This is a genomic window from Streptomyces sp. NPDC021093, assembly GCF_044333135.1.
Classification (GTDB): Bacteria; Actinomycetota; Actinomycetes; order Streptomycetales; family Streptomycetaceae; genus Streptomyces.
On sequence record NZ_JBIRQJ010000017.1, the window covers coordinates 44,934 to 64,311 of the forward strand.

Below are 19,378 nucleotides of genomic sequence, written 5' to 3' on the forward strand. Positions count from 1 at the left end.
TACCCTGCTTGCCCGCCGCCTGAGCGGCCGTGGTCGCCGCCGCGGAGAGCACCGTCCACTCCAGGTCAGAGGCTTGCGGGCGGCGCGGGCAGATGGTGGAACCCATGCGGCGAACTCCCTCTCGTTTCTACGTCGGACGAAGGCGACAACAGAGGTACGTCGCTCAACATTCCCGAGCCGGTCACCGCGGCATTCCCGAACGGGTCGCCGCGACATTCCCGAGGGGATCACCGCGGCATTCCCGAGCCGGTCACCGCAGCCGCAGGATCCACTCCCGCACGCCGCCCGCGATGATCTCCAGCGCCTGCTCCTGCCCGGTCTCCGCCCGCTTGGGCACGGCGAACCCGTGGTCCCCGTACGGCACTTCCACCCTCTCGAAGCTTCCCTCGGGGAACTCCGCCGGCCGCCCGAACGGATCGTTGGCGCCCTGGACGACGAGCGTGGGCACGCCCGCCCCCAGCAGCTCGTCCGCCCGCGACTTCTCCGGCTTGCCCGGGGGATGCAGCGGGAAGCTCAGCGCGAGTACGGCCCTGGCCCCCAGCTCCCGCGCGGTCCGGCACGCGACCCGCGCCCCGGCGCTGCGTCCCCCCGCCACCACCGGCACCCCGGCCTTCGCCAGGACCGGCCACACGCCGCGCCATCCGACGTCCAGCGTCTTCGGCGCCGGAGCGACCTTCTTCCCTGCGACCCGCCAGGGCTGCTCGACGAGCGCGACGCTCACGCCGTCGGCGGGCAGCGCGGCGGCGATCGCCTGCAGGTCCCGGGCCTCGATGCCGCCCCCCGCGCCGTGCCCCAGGGCCAGTACGATCCAGGGCTTCGCCGCCTCGTACCAATGCACACGCGCCTCACCGGCATCGGTCTCCACACCCACCACACGGTTCATACGGCCCATCCTGCCGGTCCTCACGTACGCATTGCGGACAGCGGCTCACCCACATGGCGGAGGGAAAATCGATTCCCTCCGCCATTTCGGCGACTGCGAGCCATACCTGGCGAGACCGACGGAAATACTCGCCCGGCGAACAATCGCCTACACACATGGGAATGGGGATTCATGCGACTTCGTCGCTCCGTCGGTGCTGCTCTTGGTGCACTCGCTCTCGTCATCGCCCTGCCGACCTCGGCAAGCGCCGCCACCGGCGACTTCTCCTACAAGTTCGTGGGCCTCGACGGCACACCGCAGTCGGCCACCCTCCAAGACCCGGAGAGCCCCGCCTGCATCACGCTCCCCGAGGTCGCCGACCCCGACTCGTCCAAGCCCGCTTTCGCCCCGCACAACGACACCGACGTCTGGGTGATGGTCTTCACCGAGCCCGGCTGCACCGGTGACTCCTGGATCCTGAGGCCGCACGGCAACCCCGCCACGGACCGCCTCAAGCTCCGCTCGGTGTTCCTCACCGACGCGCACTGACCCGCCCTCTCTGCCCCGGTGCCACGGCCGGCTGCCTGCACCGGGGCAGACGCATGTCGGTGCCCGCGCCCCCTCAGAACAGCGTCCCGACCTCCGGCCCCTCCAACTCCGCCAGCAGCTCGGGCCCGTTGTTACGGACGTTGCTGACCGCGGTCCCCACCGGGTACGCCCGCACCAGCCCCGCCCCCGGCAGCACCAGCAGCCCCCGTACCTCCTCCGGCTCCGTGAGCGACGGGTCCAGCCACGCCCCCCACTTGTCGGGCGTCAGCATCAAGGGCATCCGGGGATGGATCTGGGCCAGCGACGAAGGCCCGCCCTCCCCGGCAGGACCGCCGGCCAGCGCCGTGGTCTCCGCCTCCGTCGTCACGACGGAACACGTCGCCCACCACGCCATCGGGTGCGCGTCCGGAAGCGTCCGGTCCCGCCAGAACTCGTAGATCCCGGCCATCGCCATGGCGGATCCGTCCGCCGGCGTCACGAAGTACGGCTGCTTGCGCACCCGCTTCTTCTTCCCCTGCTCCTCCAGCTCCCGCTCGTCGGCAGAGGTCACCCACTCGTAATAGCCGTCCGCCGGCACGATGCACCGCCGCGAGGCGAACGCCTTCCGGAACGACGGCTTCTCGTGCACGGTCTCGGCCCGCGCGTTGATCATCCGCGCCGCGCCCTCGGGCGACTTCGCCCAGGACGGCACCAGCCCCCACTTCAGCATCCGCAGCTGACGAACCGGACGCGGGTCGGCTGCGTCCTTCACAGGACGTTCCAGAACCACCGGCACCGACTTCGTCGGTGCCACGTTCCAGTCCGGCACGAAGCTCTCGGCCGGATCCCACTTCTCCACCTCGAAGAGCCCGGCGAGGTCTTCCGCCCCCCGGCTCACCGCATACCGTCCACACATACTTGTCACACTGCCACGCCCGTACAGCCCTCAAGGAGCCGCCCGAAAAATGGACACCATCAATACGGCCGGCGCCCACGCAGTCAGCACCCTCGCCGCCTCCGACATCGGCTCCCTCTGGGACCGTCTCACCGGCACCCAGCCCGACCCCGCGAAGTGGATCCTGTACGCGACGGCGGCACTCGCCCTGATCGCGGTCGTGCCGCGTCCCGTCTGGCGGCTGTCGCGCAACGCCATCACCATCGCCCACGAGGGCGGCCACGGTCTGATCGCCCTGCTCACCGGCCGCACCCTCACCGGCATCCGGCTGCACTCCGACACCAGCGGCCTCACCCTCAGCCGCGGCAAGCCGACCGGCATCGGCATGATCCTGACCGCCGCCGCGGGCTACACCGCCCCGCCGCTGCTCGGCCTCGGCAGCGCCTGGCTGCTCGCCGCCGACCACATCACCCTCTTCCTCTGGCTGGCGACGGCGCTGCTCCTCGCGATGCTGGTGATGATCCGCAACGCGTACGGGGTGCTGACGGTCGTCCTCACGGGCGCCGCCTTCGTCCTGGTCTCCTGGCTGACAGGGCCTGACGTGCAGGCCGCGTTCGCCTACACCGCCGTGTGGTTCCTGCTGCTCGGCGGCGTACGTCCCGCCTTCGAGCTCCAGTCGAAGCGGCGGCACGGCGGAGCACCCGATTCCGACGCCGACCAGCTGGCCCGGCTCACGCACGTACCGCCGTTGATGTGGCTGGCGATGTTCCACGTCGTCTCGCTGTGCGCACTGCTGGGCGGCGGGCGCTGGCTGCTGGGGCTGTGAGGGAGGAGCCGACGGGAGCGAAGGCCGACAAGTGGCAAGCCACTAAAGTGGAGGCCATGACCGAAAGTGCCGTGCACCCTGCCCTCTGGCCCGCCCCCTACGCGACCGGGGCCGTCGACGCGACGGTCACCGTGCCCGGCTCCAAGTCGGTCACCAACCGTGCGCTCGTCCTTGCCGCACTCGCCGCGGAGCCCGGCTGGCTGCGCCGCCCGCTGCGCTCCCGCGACACCCTCCTGATGGCCGAGGCGCTGCGCTCCATGGGCGTCGGCATCGAGGAGACCGCATCGTCCAGCTCCTCCGTCGCGGGCGGCCCAGACGGCTCCGGCGAGGCCTGGCGGATCATCCCGTCCGGGCTGCACGGCCCGGCCACCGTCGACGTCGGCAACGCAGGAACGGTCATGCGCTTCCTGCCGCCCGTGGCCGCCCTCGCGGACGGCCCGATCCGCTTCGACGGCGACCCGCGTTCGTACGAGCGCCCCCTCGGCGCGGTCATCACGGCGCTGCGCGCCCTCGGTGCCCGCATCGACGACGACGAGCGGGGCGCCCTGCCCCTCACTGTCTTCGGCAGCGGCGCCCTGGACGGCGGCCGCGTCGAGATCGACGCGTCCTCGTCCTCCCAGTTCGTGAGCGCCCTCCTGCTGTCCGCGCCGCGCTTCAACCAGGGCGTGGAAGTACGTCACACCGGCCCCACGCTCCCCTCCCTGCCCCACATCCGGATGACCGTCGACATGCTGCGCGCGATCGGCGCGCAGGTCGACACCCCCGAGTCCGGCGGCGAGGCGAACGTCTGGCGGGTCACCCCCGGCGCCCTCCTCGGCCGCGACCTGACCGTCGAGCCGGACCTCTCCAACGCGCAGCCGTTCCTCGCCGCCGCCCTGATCACCGGCGGCCGCGTCACCGTCCCCGACTGGCCGGAGCACACCACCCAGCCCGGCGACGCGCTGCGGGAGATCTTCACCGCGATGGGCGGTTCGTACGAACTGACCGAGCAGGGCCTGACCTTCCGGGGCACGGGCACGATCCACGGCATCGACTGGGACCTGAGCGAGGTCGGCGAGCTGACCCCGGGCATCGCCGCCGTCGCCGCCCTCGCCGACTCCCCGTCCACCCTCCGGGGCGTCGCCCACCTGCGTCTGCACGAGACGGACCGGCTGGCCGCGCTCACCAAGGAGATCAACGAGCTCGGCGGCGACGTCACCGAGACCGCCGACGGCCTGCACATCCGGCCGCGCACCCTGCACGGCGGCACCTTCCACACGTACGACGACCACCGCATGGCCACCGCGGGTTCGATCCTGGGCCTGGCCGTGAAGGACGTGCACATCGAGAACGTGGGGACGACGGCCAAGACGCTGCCGGACTTCCCGCAGATGTGGTCCGACATGCTCGCGGGCAACTGACGGGCCGGGCGAACCGACGATGCGCCGCTACGGCAAGAACCCCGACGAGGACGACATCCGCGTCCGCCCCAACCGCAAGGGCAACCGGCCCCGCACCCACATCCGGCCCAAGCACGAGGACGCCCGGGAGGGCATGGTCCTCACCGTGGACCGGGGCCGTCTGACCTGCCTCGTCGAGGACCGTACGGTCATGGCGATGAAGGCCCGCGAGCTGGGCCGCAAGGCGGCGGTCGTGGGCGACCGGGTCATGATCGTCGGGGATCTGTCGGGCACCAAGGACACCCTCGCCCGCATCGTCCGCATCGAGCCGCGCGCCTCCGTCCTGCGCCGCACCGCCGACGACGACGACCCCTTCGAGCGGGTCGTCGTCGCCAACGCCGACCAGCTCGCCATCGTCACCGCCCTCGCCGACCCCGAGCCGCGCCCCCGCATGATCGACCGCTGTCTGGTGGCAGCGTACGACGGCGGTCTGACACCGCTCCTGGTCCTCACCAAGTCCGACCTGGCCCCCGCGGACGAGCTGCTTGAGATGTACGTGCCGCTGGGTGTGCCGTACATCGTCACCAGCCGCGAGGAGCTGGAGAACGGCGCGGCGAGCGACGTCGTGCGCGAGCACCTCGACGGCCGGGTCACCGCCTTCGTCGGGCACTCGGGCGTCGGCAAGACCACGCTGGTCAACACCCTCGTCCCCGAGGAGCGCCGGCGCACCACAGGACACGTCAACGCGGTCACCGGACGCGGCCGGCACACCACCACCTCCGCGCTCGCGCTCCCTCTGGCGGGCGAGTCCGGCTGGGTGATCGACACCCCGGGCGTACGGTCCTTCGGCCTGCACCACGTGGACCCCTCGCGCGTCATCCACGCCTTCCCCGACCTGGAGCCGGGGACGGAGGAATGCCCGCGCGGCTGTACGCACGACGAGAACGCGCCGGAGTGCGCCCTGGGCAAGTGGGTGGCCGACGGGCACGCGGACCCGGCCCGGCTGTACTCGCTGCACCGGCTGCTCGCCACCCGGGAACGGCGCGAAGGCGACTGAACCCCGGGCGTTTGCCCCGGCGTCCCACTGGTAAAGGCATAATCACACCGAGCGAGACGATGCAGTCACCTACACGGGAGACACGGGAGGCACTCAATGGCGTGGCTGCTGGTGGTGGTCGCCGGAATCCTCGAAACCGGCTTCGCCGTCTGCCTCAAGCTCTCCCACGGCTTCACGAGGCTGTGGCCGACGATCGCGTTCGCGGCCTTCGCCCTGGGCAGCTTCGGCCTCCTGACGCTGGCCCTGAAGAGGCTGGACGTGGGCCCGGCGTACGCGGTGTGGACCGGCATCGGCGCGGCCGGCACCGCCATCTACGGAATGGTCTTCCTGGACGACGTCGTCTCCACCCTCAAACTCGTCTCCATCTCCTTCGTCATCATCGGCGTCATCGGCCTCCAGCTCTCGGGCTCCTCCCACTGACCTGAGCTGCACGCCCGTACGCCGGCCCATGCCCGTACACCGGTCCATGCCCGTACACCGGTTCACGCCGACGCACCGGCAAAGTGGCAAGCCACCTCCCCCACCGGCCGCTCCCCCTCGCAGAGCCGCCGCTCGCTCTCCCCGAGCCCGGCGAACACCGAGCAACGCCCCCGGAACCCGCACCCCTCGTACCGACGGGTCGGCCCCGGCGGGTCCCCCGCCAGCAGGATCCGCTCCGCCCGCCGCGCCCGTTCCACCGCCGGATCCGGCACCGGCACCGCCGACAGCAACGCCCGCGTGTACGGGTGCCGAGGCCGCTCGAAGACCTCTTCCACGGCCCCCGACTCCACCGTCCGCCCCAGGTAGATGACGCTCACCCGGTCCGCGACGTGCCGCACCACCGACAGGTCGTGCGAGACGAACAGATACGAGAGCCCCAGCTCCGCCTTCAGCCGTTGCAGCAGATTCAGCACCCCCGCCTGCACCGACACGTCGAGCGCCGACACCGGCTCGTCCAGCACCAGCAGTTCCGGCTCCACCGACAGCGCCCGCGCGATGCCGATCCGCTGCCGCTGGCCGCCCGAGAACTCGTGCGGAAAGCGCACCGCGTGCGCCGGATCGAGCCCCACCTGCCGCAGCAGCTCCGCGGCCTTCCGTGCCGCTTCGACCCGGCCGACGCCCTGCGCCCGCAGGGGCTCCGTCACCAGGTCCCCCACCGGCAGCCGCGGGTCGAGGCTGTCCATCGGGTCCTGGAACACGATCTGCACGCGCGAGCGCAGCGCCCGCCGCCCGCTCCTGGAAAGACCGCGCAGCGACTGCCCGAACAGCTCGACGTCCCCGCCCTCGGGCTCGTCCAGGTTCAGCAGCTCGAAGAGCGTGGTCGACTTCCCCGACCCCGACTCCCCGACCAGGGCGAGGGTCTCGCCGCGCCGGATGTCCAGGTCCACCCCGTCGACGGCGTGCACACTGCCCACCCGCCGCTTGAAGGCGGCCCCCTTGAGCAGCGGAAACGTCTTCGTCAGCCCCCGGACCCTGAGCACGCTCTCGTCGTACGACTGCGGGACGCGCGGAATCTCCGGTACCGGGAAGACCTCCCCGGCCCGCAGCCCCGCCACCTCCTCGGCCCGTACGCACGCGGCCCGGTGTCCCTCCCCGACCGCCGCCAGCTCGGGCTCCGCCTTCCGGCACCGCTCCTCCACCAGCGGGCAGCGCGCCGCGAAGGCGCAGCCCTCCCGCACCGCCCCGGCGGCCGGCGGCGCCCCCGGGATCGGCACCAGCGCCCCGCCCCGACCGTCGAGCCTGGGCACCGCCCCGATCAGGCCCACGGTGTACGGCATCCGGGGCGAGCCGAACAGCTCGTCCACCGGCGCCGACTCGACGACCTTCCCCCCGTACATCACGGCGACCCGGTCGGCGGACCCCGCGATGACCCCGAGGTCGTGGCTGACCAGCACCATCGCCGCGCCGGTCTCGCGCTGTGCGGTCCGCAGCACGTCGAGGACCTGCGCCTGGATGGTGACGTCGAGCGCGGTCGTGGGCTCGTCGGCGAGGATCACGTCGGGGTCGTTGGCCATGGCGAGCGCGATCATGGCGCGCTGGCGCATGCCGCCGGAGAACTCGTGCGGATAGGACCGCGCCCGTACCCGCGGATCGGGAATCCCGACCAGGTCGAGGAGTTCGACGGCCCGCTCCCGCGCCTTCTCGCGCGACACGTTCTGGTGGGCGCGGACCGCCTGGGCGATCAGGTCGCCCACCCGGTAGACGGGGGTGAAGGCGGACAGCGGGTCCTGGAAGACCATGGCGATACGACTGCCGCGCACCCGGGAAAGCTCCGCGTCGGACGCGCCGACCAGGTCCGTTCCGTCGAGCAGCACGGAGCCCCGTACCGTCGCGTTCGCCGGCTGGAGTCCCATCAGGGCGAGCGCGGTCGCGGACTTGCCGGACCCCGACTCGCCGACCAGGCCCAGGACTTCGCCCCGTTCCAGCGAGAAGCTGACACCGCGCACGGCGGGCGCACCGTCGAATTCGACTTCGAGGTCACGCACTTCGAGTATCGGGTTCTCACTCACGCCGAAACGTCCTTCTTGCTCTTCGTCCTGCTGTTCTTGTGCTTCTTCGTCTGCCGCCCGGTCGGGTCGAGCGCGTCCCGCAGCCCGTCGCCGACCAGATTCACCGCGAGGACGAAGACGACCAGGAGTCCGGCGGCGAAGAAGAACATCCAGGGATACGTCACCGCCGCCCCCGTGCCGGAGGAAATGAGCGTGCCGAGGGAAACGTCCGGGGCCTGCACGCCGAATCCGAAATAGGAGAGCGCGGTTTCGCTCATCACGGCCCCGCCGACCGCGATCGTCGCGTCGATGATCAGGAACGAGGCGCAGTTCGGCAGGATGTGCCGCCAGATGATCCGGAAGTGCCCGACGTCCATGTAGCGGGCGGCCCGCACGAAGGTGCGTTCCTTCAGCGAGACGGTCATCGACCGCACCACCCGCGCGGTGATCATCCACCCGAACACGACGAGCAGCGCGACGAAGGCCAGCCAGCCGCCGCCGCGCATCCTCGGCGAGACGATCGCGATGATCAGGAAGGCCGGAAAGACCAGCAGCAGGTCCACGCCGAACATCAGCACCCGGTCGGTCCACCCGCCGAAGTACCCGGCGCACGCGCCGACCAGCGAGGCCAGCACGGTCGAGAAGAACGCCACCAGCGCGCCGATGACCAGCGACTTCTGGAGTCCGCGCACGGTCTGCGCGAAGACGTCCTGGCCGATCCGGTTGGTGCCCCACCAGTGCTCGGCGCCCGGTCCGACGCGCTGCGCACCGTAGTCGATGTGGCTGTACGTCCACGGGCTGAGGTACGGACCGACGAAGGCCAGCAGGAACAGCAGCACCAGCACCACCGCCCCCACCAGTGCGCCCCGCTTGCGGACGAAGCGCTTCAGCACCACGGAGGCGCGCCCCTCGGGGCGTACGTCCTCAAGAGGGTCGGTCAGGACTGCGGCGGCGACGGTCACGGTGGCCGTACTCCTCGTACTACTCGTGCTCGTGCGGCTCGTGCGCGTGCGGCTCATGCGGTGTGCCGTACGCGCGGGTCGAGCGCGGCGTTCAACAGGTCGGCCAGAAATCCGGACAGCAGGACCAGCCCGGCGGCGAAGGCATTGACGGCGACGACCGAATTGATGTCGTTCTTCCCGATCGAATTCACGAACCACTCACCCATTCCGTGCCATCCGAAAATGGTCTCGGTGAAGGTGGCCCCGGTGAAAAGCGCCAGGAATCCATAGCTGAAATACGTGGACATCGGAATGAGCGCGGTCCGCAGCCCGTGCTTGAGCAGGGCGGCCCTTCGCGAGATTCCGGTGGACTGTGCCGTACGGAGATAGTCCGAGCCCAGCACGTCGAGCATGGTGCTGCGCTGATAGCGGCTGTAACTGGCCACCGCACCGAGGGCGATGGAAATCGTCGGCAGCAGCAGGTGCACCGCCCGGTCCTTCAGTACGGCGAAGAATCCGCCGTCCACCCCCGGGCTCTTCTCGCCGGTGAACTGGATGACCTCGGTCCCGGTCTTCTGGTTGAACCAGATCGCCCCGGTCTTCAGCAGGACGGCCAGCAGGAACACCGGTGTCGACAGCAGCACGAAGGAGACGAGCGTGGCGACCCTGTCCGGCAGCCGGTACTGCTTGACCGCAGTCCAGGCCCCCAGCAGCACGCCCACGACGGTGCCCAGGATCGTCCCGGTGAGCAGCAGCCGCAGACTCACCCCGATCCGGCGGCCGAACTCCTCGCCCACGGACAGCCCGTCGATGGTCCGCCCGAGGTCGCCCCGCAGCACCCGCCCGCCCCAGTCGAGGAACCGGGAGAACAGCGGCTCGCGGTCGTTCATGCCCAGCGCGGTGAGGTGCGTGTCGATGGCCGCCGGGGAGAGCGGTGGCTGCCTGCCCGCGTAGTACGAGCGCGGGTCGAGCGCCAGCGAGGCCAACAGGTACGAGAGGCAGACGGCGGCCAGCAGCAGGACCGCGTAGTAGCCGAGTCGTTTGGCCAGGAAGGCGGCCACGTGGGGGTGTCCTTTGCAGTGGTTCAGTACGCAGTCACAGAGGAGGCCGGTACACCCGCAGAGCTCCTACCCGCGCAGGTCACCGGCCTCCCACCCCATCCTGGTGATCATTTGTTTCCGCTGTGCGAAGACGACATGGCAGCTTTGCTGCAGCTCACCCGATTCCTGTCACCGCCTCCTTCTCGCGCCTTACGGTCTCCACATCCCACATCCCACATCCCACATCCCACGGCCCGGACCGGGCCGTCACCGGGCCGTCATGGAAGAAGTAGACCGATGCGCAGATCGACCGTCACCGCCGTTGCCGCAGCCCTGGTTGCCAGCCTGGCGGTCGCAGGCTGCGGCGCCCAGGACGGCGAAGGCCCGGCACCCAAGAAGCAGGCGGCCGTCAAGGCCGACGGCAGCAACATCAACGCCCACCCGCTGAGCGACATCAAGCAGGGCGGGCAGCTGAAGATCGGGATCCAGCAGTGGATCACCCAGTACAACGGCAACACCCCGGACGGCAGCCAGGGCGACGCGGACGACATCATCCGCCTCGTCATGCCGGTTCTCTTCAACACCGACGCCAAGGGCGTCGCCAGCGCGAACCCCAACTTCCTGACCTCGGCGAAGGTTTCCCAGGCCGACCCGCAGGTGGTCGAGTACGAGCTGCACCCGAAGGCGAAGTGGTCCACCGGAACCCCGCTGGGCTGGAAGGACTTCGAGGCCCAGTGGAAGGCCCTGAACGGCACCAACCCGGCGTACGAGGCCTCCGACACCGCGGGCTACGACCAGATATCCAAGGTCGAGAAGGGCGCGGGCGAGCACTCGGTCAAGGTCACCTTCAAGGCCCCGTACGCCGACTGGCAGCGCCTCTTCTCCCCGCTCTACCCGGCGTCCCACACCAGCACCCCGGAGCAGTTCAACAAGGGCTGGCAGGAGAAGGTCCCGGTCTCGGGCAGCGCCTTCAAGGTGAAGGACTACGACAAGACCGCGCAGACCGTCACCGCCGTGCCCGACCCCAACTGGTGGGGCCAGAAGCCCAAGCTGGACTCGATCGTCTACCGGGCCCTCGACCCGTCCGCGTACACCGAGGCGTACCTCAACAAGGAGATCGACTCCACCAGCGCGCTCGCCCCTGAGAACTACAAGCGCCTGGTGAAGGACGCGTCCACGGAGATCCGCCGCGGCGCCCGCTGGGACGAGGTGCACATCACCCTCAACGGGGCGCGCGGCCCGCTCAAGGACGTGAAGGTGCGCAACGCCGTCCAGGCGGCGATCGACCGGAAGGGCATCACCGACAGCTTCAGCAAGGACCTGACCTTCGAGCTGCCCCCGCTGGACAACCACTTCTTCATGCCGAACCAGGAGGGCTACAAGGCGAACGCCGGCGAGTACGGCACGTTCGACCTCGCCCGCGCGAAGAAGCTGCTGGACGAGGCGGGCTGGAAGGACGCGGGCGAGGGCAAGCCGCGCACCAAGGACGGCAAGGAACTGACCCTCTCGTACACGCTGAGCGGCGGCGGCGCGAGCAGCGAGCAGGACCAGGCGGAGCTGGTGCAGCAGATGCTGGGCCAGGCGGGCATCAAGGTCGAGATCAAGAAGGTCCCGGCGAACGACTACTTCAACGAGTTCGTCACCGCCGGCAACTTCGACCTGGTCAGCTTCCGCTTCGTGGACCAGCTCTTCCGCTCCGACGCGTTCGGCAACTACCGGCAGCCCCAGGGCAAGAACCTCTACGGCAACTACGGCTCGGTCAGCTCCCCGAAGCTCGAAGAGCTCCTCACCAGGGCGGGCCGCACCAGCAACCGCACCGAGGCCGTGAAGCTCTACAACGAGGCCGACGCGGAGATCTGGAAGCTGGGCCACTCCATCGAGCTCTACCAGCGCCCGCAGATCACCGCGGTCCGCAAGGGCCTCGCCAACTTCGGCGCCGAGGGCCTGGCCTCCCGCGACTACACGAAGACCGGCTGGCTCAAGTAACAGACCCGACCGGGAAAACCAGACCGGGCACCAGAACCGAAACCCCGGGCCGGGAATCCCCACCCACCCCGCACCCCCGCACCCCGGCTGTGGCCAACCACCCTGCCCACAGCCGGGCCCACCCTAGGGGGACAGCAGTCCCGCAGGGGGGGCGGCCGCACGGGGGCCGCCGTACAGGGGGCGCACACAAGGGGCCGTCCCATCGAGGGCCGTCTCACACGGTGGTGGGGGGGAGCCGTCCCACCCCCACCGGACCACTCGTCCCGCCCCCACCGGAACCCACTCCCGCCGGAGCAATCGCCCCACCCCCGCCGAGGGCACCGCCCCGCCGGATCAGTCATCCCACCCCCACCGTGAGCACCACCCCGTACCCGCCGGATCAGTCGCCCCCCACCGGAACCCGTCCCGCCGGAACCCGTCCCACCGGATCAGCGGCCCGCCCCGGCCGGGGACACCACCCTGCCGCCGCCGGATCAATCGCTCGCCGGATCGGTAACCCCCGCCGGAGCAATCACCCCGCCCTACCCCCCACTCACCACGCCCCGCACGAACTCCCCCACCCCGCCCTTCGCCCCGGGCGCGACCGCCCAGGACACCGCCACCCGCACCACCACCTCGCACGGCCACCGGTCGCCCACCGACGCCGCCACCCGGTCCCGTACGACGGCGACCACCTCGCCGGCCCCTGGTGCTCCCCCGTCCGCCCTTCGCTGGGCCGGCCCCGCCGCCGCTGCCGGAATCCCCCTGGCCGCCCGTCCCGACGGCAGCCGCTCCGGCCAGCACCCGGTCACCAGCGCCCGTACCAGCTGGTTCTCCTGTGCGGCCCGCACGATCCACTCGGCGACCCCGGCCAGCCGGTCCGAGTCGGAGCCCGTCCGGTCGCCGAGCACCCGGTCCACGCCGGCCAGGAAGCGGTCCGCCTCCCGCCGCACCAGCGCCCGCGCCAGCCCGTCCTTGCTGCCGAACTCGTTGTAGAGGGTCTGCCGGGACACCCCGGCCGCCGCGGCCACGTCGACCATCCGCACCGCCGACCAGGGCCGCGCCGCGAGTGCCGCACAGGCGGCGTCCAACAGGGCTTCTCGGGCAGTGGGCATAGCGTCGCCTCCCGCCTGTCAGCGTTGACGTCCCGTCACCGACTGTCAAGGGGGTCCGCTCGGAGGCCGTGCCCGAGATCCCGTATGGTCACCCGCTGATCACGCTCGATACTGTGTCGACATGCCCGACTATCACGATGACCTGCGCCTCGCCCACGTCCTCGCCGACGCCGCCGACGCCCAGACCATGGACCGGTTCAAGGCCCTGGACCTCAAGGTCGAGACGAAGCCGGACATGACCCCGGTGACCGAGGCCGACAAAGCGGCCGAGGAGCTGATCCGCGGCCATCTCAAGCGCGGCCGCCCGCGCGACGCGGTACTCGGCGAGGAGTACGGCCTGGAGGGCTCGGGCCCGCGCCGCTGGGTGATCGACCCCATCGACGGTACGAAGAACTACGTGCGCGGCGTCCCGGTCTGGGCCACCCTGATCTCCCTCATGGAGGCCGGCGAGGGCGGCTACCACCCGGTCGTCGGCGTCGTCTCCGCGCCCGCGCTGGGCCGCCGCTGGTGGGCGGCGAAGGGCGGCGGCGCGTACACCGGCCGCAGCCTGACCTCCGCGACCCGGCTGCACGTCTCGAAGGTGCCCCGGATCGCCGATTCGTCCTTCGCGTACTCCTCCCTCTCCGGCTGGGAGGAGCAGGGCCGCCTCGACGGCTTCCTGGACCTCTCCCGCGCCTGCTGGCGGACCCGCGGGTACGGCGACTTCTGGCCGTACATGATGGTCGCCGAGGGCTCCGTCGACATCTGCGCCGAGCCCGAGCTCTCCCTCTGGGACATGGCCGCGAACGCGATCATCGTCGAGGAGGCCGGCGGCAGTTTCACCAGCCTGGACGGCGTCCCCGGCGTCGAGGGCGGCAACGCGGCGGCCTCCAACGGCCTGCTCCACGACGAGCTGCTCGGCTACCTCAACCAGCGCTACTGAGTGCTCTGAGGGGCGTGTGACGAGATTTTGCGCGCCCCTCAACTTGCCTCTACCACCCTCTTGTTGACCCCGCACGAGCCTGCGACTCTAAAAGTTCCCTCACTTGTGAACTTGTGAATTCGTTCCCGTACGGATTCGCACCCAGGAGGTGGCTGTACTCCATGCTCGTACGCGATGCCATGAGCACGATGGTCCTCACCATCGGCCCCGCCCACACCCTCCGCCAGGCCGCCCGGCTGATGTCCGCCCGTCACGTCGGGGCGGCCATCGTCCTCGACACCGACACCAGTGGACTCGGCATCCTGACCGAGCGCGATCTGCTCAACTCGATCGGCGCGGGCCAGGACCCCGACCTGGAGACCGCCGAGGCCCACACCACCACCGACGTCGTCTTCGCCTCCCCCTCCTGGACCCTGGAGGAAGCGGCCGACGCCATGTCCCACGGCGGCTTCCGCCACCTGATCGTGCTGGACGACGACCGGGGCGAGCCGATCGGCGTCGTCTCGGTCCGCGACATCATCCGCTGCTGGGCCCCGATGCGCCGCCGTCCGGCGACCCTGGCGGGCTGAGGGCTTCGTACCGTACGAGAAAACCGGCGGGCCGGGCCCCCGCACAGGGAACCCGGCCCACCGGCTCGTACGTACCGGCACCGACACCCGTGCCGGAACCCGTACCGCGTACCGCCTACTCGCTGCGCAGCGCCTGCACCGCAAGCTCAAGGCGCTTGCCGAAGTCGCCGTCCGCCTGGCGGAAGTTGTTCACGGCGCGCTCGGCGATGTCGTCGCGCGACACCTTGGAGATGAAGCCCGCGAGGTTCTCGATCAGGCGGCCCTTCTCGTCCTCGGACATCAGCCGGTAGAGGTCGCCCGCCTGCACGAAGTCGGTGTCCTCGGCGTGCGAGTACGCCCCGTGGTTGCCGGTCGCGCCGGTCACCACGGCCGGCTGCCACAGCGGCTTGTCCGTCTGGAACGGGCCGCCGAAGCTGTTCGGCTCGTAGTTCTTGGCGCCCGCGTGGCGGCCGTCGTAAAGGAAGCCGTCACGGGAGTTCGTCCGCGCCTCGGTGGCGTGCGGGCGGTTCACCGGCAGGTGGTCGGCGTTGATGCCGACGCGGTAGCGGTGGGCGTCGCCGTACGCGAAGAGACGGCCCTGGAGCATCTTGTCCGGGGACGGGCCGATGCCCGGCACGAAGTGCGCGGGGCTGAAGATCGACTGCTCGACCTCGGCGAAGACGTTCTGCGGGTTGCGGTTGAGCTCCAGCCTGCCGATCTCGACCGGCGGGTAGTCCTCGTGCGGCCACACCTTGGTGAGGTCGAACGGGTTGAAGCGGTACGTCGCCGCGTCCGCCGCCGGCATGATCTGCACCTGCACCGTCCAGGACGGGAAGTCACCGCGCTCGATGGCCTCGCGCAGGTCGCGCTGGTGGCTGTCCGGGTCCTCACCCGCGAGCTTGTTGGCCTCGTCCTGGGTGAGGTTCTTGATCCCCTGGTCGGTCTTGAAGTGGTACTTGACCCAGAAGACCTCGCCGGCCTCGTTGTTCCACTGGTACGTGTGCGAGCCGTACCCGTTCATGTGGCGCAGCGTCGCCGGAATGCCGCGGTCCCCGAAGAGCCACGTGACCTGGTGGGTCGACTCCGGGCTGAGCCCCCAGAAGTCCCACACGTTGTCGGCTTCCTGGCTGCCCGTGTAGGGGTCGCGCTTCTGCGTGTGGATGAAGTCCGGGAACTTGATCGCGTCCTTGATGAAGAACACGGGCGTGTTGTTCCCGACGAGGTCGTAGTTCCCCTCCTCCGTGTAGAACTTCAGCGCGAAGCCGCGCGGGTCACGGACGGCGTCGGCGGAGCCGAGGCTGCCGGCGACGGTCGAGAAGCGCAGGAAGGTCTCGGTCTGCTTGCCGACCTCGGAGAGGAACTTGGCACGCGTCCACTGCGAAACGTCGCGGGTCAGCGTGAAGGTGCCGTACGCACCGGCGCCGCGGGCGTGCACGATGCGCTCCGGGATCCGCTCGCGGTTGAAGTGCGCGAGCTTCTCCAGCAGTGCCTGGTCCTGAACGAGCACGGGCCCGCCGACACCGGCCGTCTCGCTGTTCTGGTTGTCGGCGACCGGTGCGCCGGCCTCGGTGGTGAGCGGTCCCTGCGATGTCACGTGCGCCTCCTGCGTCATTCCTGCAAGTCCTGTCCCTTGGCTTATCGCTGTTCACGATCCTACAATGGACATTGTCTAAGTCAAGTGAACATCCAGAGTCACAATCGTTCGGGACTGAGGTCCCTCCCCTGTTAGGCTGGAAGACATGAGCGACCTACTGGAACGACTGCGCGGACGCGGCTGGCGCATGACCGCACAGCGACGTGTCGTGGCCGAGGTCCTCGACGGGGACCACATGCACCTGACGGCGGACGAGGTGCACGCCCGCGCCGTCGACCGGCTCCCGGAAATCTCGCGCGCCACGGTCTACAACACGCTGGGCGAGATGGTCTCCCTCGGCGAGGTCATCGAGGTCGCCACGGACCGCCGCGCCAAGCGCTACGACCCGAACGCCCACCGCCCGCACCAGCACCTGGTCTGCGCGAAGTGCGGCGCGATCCGCGACGTCCACCCGGCCGGCAACCCCCTCTCCGACCTCCCGGACACCGAGCGCTTCGGCTTCACGATCTCGAACGTCGAGGTCACGTACCGCGGGATCTGCCCGAACTGCGCGTAATCCGCCCGTCCGGCGCTGAGGGCGCGCGCAGCACAGCCGCGCCGCCCCAGCCCCGTACCCCTGTGCGCCGCCCCAGCCCCGTACCTCTGCTGGCCCCGCACCCCTACCTGCACATACGCAAAACACCGGTGGCCCGGAACTCTCTCAAGTTCCGGGCCACCGGTGTTCACTACTTCAGTAGCGGGGACAGGATTTGAACCTGCGACCTCTGGGTTATGAGCCCAGCGAGCTACCGAGCTGCTCCACCCCGCGTCGGTAGACACAAGCCTACGCCCCGCCCCCCGACCAGCGCAAATCACTTGCGAGGGGGCGCACGAGGGGCCGTACCAAGCCCCCCGTACGCCTTAAGCCGTCAGCTCCTGATGCAGCGCGTCGCGCAACCGGGCCGCCCGCTCCGCCACCTCCGCAGGCCCCAGCTCCACCGCCCGCACGCACCAGCGCTCGCCCTCGCCCAGCTCCCCCCGCCGGGCCGCCAGCAGCGCCAGCCGCAGCGCCGCCCGCCCGTGCCCGGCGTGCGCGGCCCTGGTCCACCAGAGCTGCGCCTCCGGCTCGCGCCCTTCACGCGCCAGCAGCAGCCCCAGGTTGAAGGCCCCGCCCAGGCTTCCCGCCTCGGCCGCCTCCCGGTACCACCGCGCCGCGCCCTCGACGTCGCCCCGGCCGGCCGCGAGCATCCCGACCCGTACCTGCGCACGGCGGTGCCCCTGCTCGGCGGCCCGCTCGTACCACTCCTCGCACTCCGACTTCTCGTCCACCGGCTCGCCCAGCACGGGCGGCCCGGCCGGCGGCTGCTGCGCGTCGAGCAGCATTCCCAGCCGGAACGCGCCCTCCGCGCTGCCCCCGCCCGCGGCCCGCCGCAGATGGGCCTCCGCGTCGCGCTCGTCGCCGTCCCGCAGCAGTGCGATGCCGACCTGAAGGGCGGCTTCCGTGTGCCCGGCCGCCGCAGCCCGCTCGTACCACTCCAGCGCACCCTGCTCGTCGCCCCGGCCCGCGTGCAGGATCCCCAGGTTGAAGGCGGCGTCGACACTGCCGACCTCGGCCGCCTTGGAGAACCACGGCTCGGCGCCGGACGGGTCGCCGCCCTGCAGCAGCAGAATGGCCAGCGCGTTCGCCGCCTCCCGGTGTCCGGCGTAGGCGGCCCTGCGGTACCACTGCTCGGCCTGGGCGGTACGCCCCTGGGCCGCGCACAGCAGTCCCAGGTTGTACGCCCCGTTGATGTCGCCGGCGTCCAGGGCGGCCCGGTACCAGCGCTCGGCGGTCTGCTGCTCGCCCCGGGCGGCGTGCTGCGCGCCCAGCGCGTTGGCGGCGTTCCCGTCGCCCTCCTGGGCGGCGCGCAGCCACCACACGGCGGCGCTCTCCTCGTCGCCCGCGTCGCGCAGCAGGAAGCCGAGCGCGCACGCGGCGCGCGGCTCGCCGTCCTTGGCGGAGGTCAGGTACCAGCGCCCGGCCTCCTTGAGCTCGCCGCGGGCCTCCAGGATGACGCCCAGGTGCAGGGCGGCCCGGCGGTGCCCGCGCGCGGCGGCCTGCCGGTACCACTGCTCGGCCTCCACCTCGGGCGGCTTCTCGCCCGGCGCGACGGAGGAGGAGCGCAGCATGCGCGGGTCGGTGTCCCAGGTGATGCCCCGCCGGCTGGCGACGTCCGCGGCGGCCCCGCCGCCCGTGGGCGTTCCGGCGCGGCGGTCGAGGAGGCGGGCGAGGCGGTACGCGGCTTCGCGGTGGCCCTGCTCGGCGGCGGCGCGCAGCCAGCGCTCGGCGCCGACGTCGCCGCGGTGTTCGAGGAGGTCGGCGAGGGCGTAGGCGCCCAGCGCGTGCCCGTGCTCGGCGGACTGGCGCAGCCAGTACTCGGCGGCCGGCTCGTCGCCGCGCTCGCGGTAGTGCCTGCCCAGGGCGTGGGCGGCGGCCGCGGACCCCGCGACGGCGGCGATGCGCCACCAGCCCGCGGCCTCTTCGGCGTACCCGCGCTGGAGCAGCAGGACGCCGAGGTTGTTGGCGGCGGCCCGGTCGCCCTCCGCGGTGGCGGCGCGGAGATGGGGCTCGGCGCCGTCGAGGTCGCCGCGGCGCAGCAGCAGGGACCCCAGGACGCTCATGGACGCGGCGTCGCCGTTCGCGGCGGCCTGCCGGTGGCGCACCTCGTCCTCCGCCGTGGCGGTGTCCGTGCCGTCGGTGCCTTCGGTGGGGCGCCGCTGTTCCAGCAGGCCCGTGTCGACCCGTCCGGTGTCGATCCGTCCGGTCTCGTCCTGCGCCGGCCCGGACCGCGTCGCCCCGTCCCGAGTCTTCTTGTCCCGCGTTGTCTCAACCCGCCCTGTCTCCAACAGAGTTGCCCTGTCCCCCATAGTTTTCATCGTCGCACCACCCGCAACCCGGGTACACCTGGTATACCGCAGTCATTGAGGTCACTACAGCGTTTTGTCGACATGCCCACAGGGCGACAAGTCAAACACATACGGTGCGCGGACATACGACGAGGGCCCGGATCCTCAATGGATCCGGGCCCTCGTCTTTTCAGTAGCGGGGACAGGATTTGAACCTGCGACCTCTGGGTTATGAGCCCAGCGAGCTACCGAGCTGCTCCACCCCGCGTCGTTGTTGTGCAACCGTACCACGACGCGGGGAGCGGCCTTTCCGGCCTGCTGCCGGCCCCTGCCACCGGCCCCTGCCACCGACCTTGCGCGGTCTTGCGCCGGT

General features: G+C 70.9%; 17 protein-coding genes and 2 tRNA genes. 9 read left to right on the forward strand and 10 right to left on the reverse strand.

What is annotated here, in order from left to right:
- Positions 1 to 250: 250 nt before the first annotated feature.
- Positions 251 to 883 carry an alpha/beta family hydrolase gene (locus tag ACH4SP_RS38805; protein WP_398422541.1) on the reverse strand — a complete coding sequence of 211 codons (633 nt, stop codon included), beginning with the start codon at positions 881 to 883 and terminating at the stop codon, positions 251 to 253.
- Between the two features lie 171 nt (positions 884 to 1,054).
- Here ACH4SP_RS38805 and ACH4SP_RS38810 point away from each other — a divergent pair, with 171 nt between their 5' ends.
- Entirely contained in the window at positions 1,055 to 1,411 is a 357-nt protein-coding gene (locus ACH4SP_RS38810) for a hypothetical protein (RefSeq protein WP_398422543.1), read from the forward strand.
- Between the two features lie 73 nt (positions 1,412 to 1,484).
- On the opposite strand, the gene ACH4SP_RS38815 is transcribed toward ACH4SP_RS38810, so the two are convergent.
- Complete coding sequence (locus ACH4SP_RS38815; RefSeq protein WP_398422545.1) at positions 1,485 to 2,306, reverse strand: SOS response-associated peptidase; 822 nt, start codon at positions 2,304 to 2,306, stop codon at positions 1,485 to 1,487.
- 49 nt (positions 2,307 to 2,355) lie between these two features.
- Here ACH4SP_RS38815 and ACH4SP_RS38820 point away from each other — a divergent pair, with 49 nt between their 5' ends.
- The 4 genes from ACH4SP_RS38820 (at position 2,356) to ACH4SP_RS38835 (ending at position 5,967) form a co-directional block, all read left to right on the forward strand.
- Positions 2,356 to 3,111 (forward strand): M50 family metallopeptidase, encoded by a 756-nt coding sequence (locus ACH4SP_RS38820; protein WP_398422547.1) that lies wholly within the window; start codon positions 2,356 to 2,358, stop codon positions 3,109 to 3,111.
- Between the two features lie 56 nt (positions 3,112 to 3,167).
- Positions 3,168 to 4,511, forward strand: coding sequence for a 3-phosphoshikimate 1-carboxyvinyltransferase (gene aroA / locus ACH4SP_RS38825; RefSeq protein ID WP_398422549.1), 1,344 nt, complete (start codon positions 3,168 to 3,170; stop codon positions 4,509 to 4,511).
- Positions 4,512 to 4,530: 19 nt separating this feature from the next.
- Positions 4,531 to 5,547: a ribosome small subunit-dependent GTPase A gene (gene rsgA, locus ACH4SP_RS38830; protein ID WP_398422551.1), complete on the forward strand. Its 1,017-nt coding sequence runs from the start codon at positions 4,531 to 4,533 to the stop codon at positions 5,545 to 5,547.
- 96 nt (positions 5,548 to 5,643) lie between these two features.
- Positions 5,644 to 5,967, forward strand: a complete 324-nt coding sequence (locus tag ACH4SP_RS38835; protein ID WP_189820663.1) for a multidrug efflux SMR transporter — start codon at positions 5,644 to 5,646, stop codon at positions 5,965 to 5,967.
- A 62-nt stretch (positions 5,968 to 6,029) separates the two neighbouring features.
- Here ACH4SP_RS38835 and ACH4SP_RS38840 read toward each other — a convergent pair whose 3' ends face one another.
- From ACH4SP_RS38840 to ACH4SP_RS38850, 3 genes are read right to left on the reverse strand one after another with little or no spacing between them, the layout of a single operon-like run.
- Positions 6,030 to 8,036, reverse strand: a complete 2,007-nt coding sequence (locus ACH4SP_RS38840) for a dipeptide ABC transporter ATP-binding protein (protein WP_398422554.1) — start codon at positions 8,034 to 8,036, stop codon at positions 6,030 to 6,032.
- Entirely contained in the window at positions 8,033 to 9,034 is a 1,002-nt protein-coding gene (locus ACH4SP_RS38845) for an ABC transporter permease (RefSeq protein ID WP_398422556.1), read from the reverse strand. The genes ACH4SP_RS38840 and ACH4SP_RS38845 overlap by 4 nt, the downstream gene beginning before the upstream one ends.
- Positions 9,031 to 10,017 carry an ABC transporter permease gene (locus ACH4SP_RS38850; protein ID WP_398422558.1) on the reverse strand — a complete coding sequence of 329 codons (987 nt, stop codon included), beginning with the start codon at positions 10,015 to 10,017 and terminating at the stop codon, positions 9,031 to 9,033. Before ACH4SP_RS38850 ends, ACH4SP_RS38845 begins: the two co-directional genes overlap by 4 nt.
- Before the next feature lie 276 nt (positions 10,018 to 10,293).
- On the opposite strand from ACH4SP_RS38850, the gene ACH4SP_RS38855 reads away from it, so the two are divergent.
- Positions 10,294 to 11,982 carry an ABC transporter family substrate-binding protein gene (locus ACH4SP_RS38855; protein WP_398422560.1) on the forward strand — a complete coding sequence of 563 codons (1,689 nt, stop codon included), beginning with the start codon at positions 10,294 to 10,296 and terminating at the stop codon, positions 11,980 to 11,982.
- A gap of 521 nt (positions 11,983 to 12,503) precedes the next feature.
- Here the strand turns inward: ACH4SP_RS38855 and ACH4SP_RS38860 are convergent.
- Positions 12,504 to 13,076, reverse strand: a complete 573-nt coding sequence (locus ACH4SP_RS38860; protein ID WP_398422562.1) for a TetR/AcrR family transcriptional regulator — start codon at positions 13,074 to 13,076, stop codon at positions 12,504 to 12,506.
- A gap of 121 nt (positions 13,077 to 13,197) precedes the next feature.
- Between ACH4SP_RS38860 and hisN the strand changes: the two genes are divergently transcribed.
- Together hisN and ACH4SP_RS38870 are read left to right on the forward strand one after the other, a co-directional pair.
- Positions 13,198 to 13,998 carry a histidinol-phosphatase gene (hisN, locus tag ACH4SP_RS38865; protein ID WP_398422564.1) on the forward strand — a complete coding sequence of 267 codons (801 nt, stop codon included), beginning with the start codon at positions 13,198 to 13,200 and terminating at the stop codon, positions 13,996 to 13,998.
- A gap of 161 nt (positions 13,999 to 14,159) precedes the next feature.
- Positions 14,160 to 14,567, forward strand: a complete 408-nt coding sequence (locus ACH4SP_RS38870; RefSeq protein ID WP_398422566.1) for a cyclic nucleotide-binding/CBS domain-containing protein — start codon at positions 14,160 to 14,162, stop codon at positions 14,565 to 14,567.
- Between the two features lie 115 nt (positions 14,568 to 14,682).
- On the opposite strand, the gene ACH4SP_RS38875 is transcribed toward ACH4SP_RS38870, so the two are convergent.
- A complete protein-coding gene (locus ACH4SP_RS38875) occupies positions 14,683 to 16,158 on the reverse strand; it encodes a catalase (protein WP_398422568.1) in 1,476 nt (491 codons plus the stop codon).
- A gap of 127 nt (positions 16,159 to 16,285) precedes the next feature.
- On the opposite strand from ACH4SP_RS38875, the gene ACH4SP_RS38880 reads away from it, so the two are divergent.
- Entirely contained in the window at positions 16,286 to 16,696 is a 411-nt protein-coding gene (locus tag ACH4SP_RS38880) for a Fur family transcriptional regulator (protein ID WP_398422570.1), read from the forward strand.
- A 178-nt stretch (positions 16,697 to 16,874) separates the two neighbouring features.
- On the opposite strand, the gene ACH4SP_RS38885 is transcribed toward ACH4SP_RS38880, so the two are convergent.
- The 3 genes from ACH4SP_RS38885 to ACH4SP_RS38895 form a co-directional block, all read right to left on the reverse strand.
- Positions 16,875 to 16,948, reverse strand: a tRNA-Met gene (locus tag ACH4SP_RS38885).
- 92 nt (positions 16,949 to 17,040) lie between these two features.
- A complete protein-coding gene (locus ACH4SP_RS38890) occupies positions 17,041 to 19,035 on the reverse strand; it encodes a tetratricopeptide repeat protein (protein ID WP_398422572.1) in 1,995 nt (664 codons plus the stop codon).
- A gap of 164 nt (positions 19,036 to 19,199) precedes the next feature.
- Positions 19,200 to 19,273, reverse strand: a tRNA-Met gene (locus ACH4SP_RS38895).
- Between the last annotated feature and the right edge of the window lie 105 nt (positions 19,274 to 19,378).

Bases quoted from the DNA above. Each gene is read 5' to 3' on its own strand.
- ACH4SP_RS38820 (WP_398422547.1), top strand. From the start codon at position 2,356: ATGGACACCATCAATACGGCCGGCGCCCACGCAGTCAGCACCCTCGCC.
- ACH4SP_RS38890 (WP_398422572.1), bottom strand. From the start codon at position 19,035: ATGAAAACTATGGGGGACAGGGCAACTCTGTTGGAGACAGGGCGGGTT.
- rsgA (WP_398422551.1), top strand. From the start codon at position 4,531: ATGCGCCGCTACGGCAAGAACCCCGACGAGGACGACATCCGCGTCCGC.
- ACH4SP_RS38815 (WP_398422545.1), bottom strand. From the start codon at position 2,306: ATGTGTGGACGGTATGCGGTGAGCCGGGGGGCGGAAGACCTCGCCGGG.
- ACH4SP_RS38870 (WP_398422566.1), top strand. From the start codon at position 14,160: ATGCTCGTACGCGATGCCATGAGCACGATGGTCCTCACCATCGGCCCC.
- ACH4SP_RS38810 (WP_398422543.1), top strand. From the start codon at position 1,055: ATGCGACTTCGTCGCTCCGTCGGTGCTGCTCTTGGTGCACTCGCTCTC.
- ACH4SP_RS38845 (WP_398422556.1), bottom strand. From the start codon at position 9,034: ATGAGCCGCACGCGCACGAGCCGCACGAGCACGAGTAGTACGAGGAGT.
- ACH4SP_RS38835 (WP_189820663.1), top strand. From the start codon at position 5,644: ATGGCGTGGCTGCTGGTGGTGGTCGCCGGAATCCTCGAAACCGGCTTC.
- aroA (WP_398422549.1), top strand. From the start codon at position 3,168: ATGACCGAAAGTGCCGTGCACCCTGCCCTCTGGCCCGCCCCCTACGCG.
- ACH4SP_RS38855 (WP_398422560.1), top strand. From the start codon at position 10,294: ATGCGCAGATCGACCGTCACCGCCGTTGCCGCAGCCCTGGTTGCCAGC.
- ACH4SP_RS38805 (WP_398422541.1), bottom strand. From the start codon at position 883: ATGAACCGTGTGGTGGGTGTGGAGACCGATGCCGGTGAGGCGCGTGTG.
- hisN (WP_398422564.1), top strand. From the start codon at position 13,198: ATGCCCGACTATCACGATGACCTGCGCCTCGCCCACGTCCTCGCCGAC.
- ACH4SP_RS38880 (WP_398422570.1), top strand. From the start codon at position 16,286: ATGAGCGACCTACTGGAACGACTGCGCGGACGCGGCTGGCGCATGACC.
- ACH4SP_RS38860 (WP_398422562.1), bottom strand. From the start codon at position 13,076: ATGCCCACTGCCCGAGAAGCCCTGTTGGACGCCGCCTGTGCGGCACTC.
- ACH4SP_RS38875 (WP_398422568.1), bottom strand. From the start codon at position 16,158: ATGACGCAGGAGGCGCACGTGACATCGCAGGGACCGCTCACCACCGAG.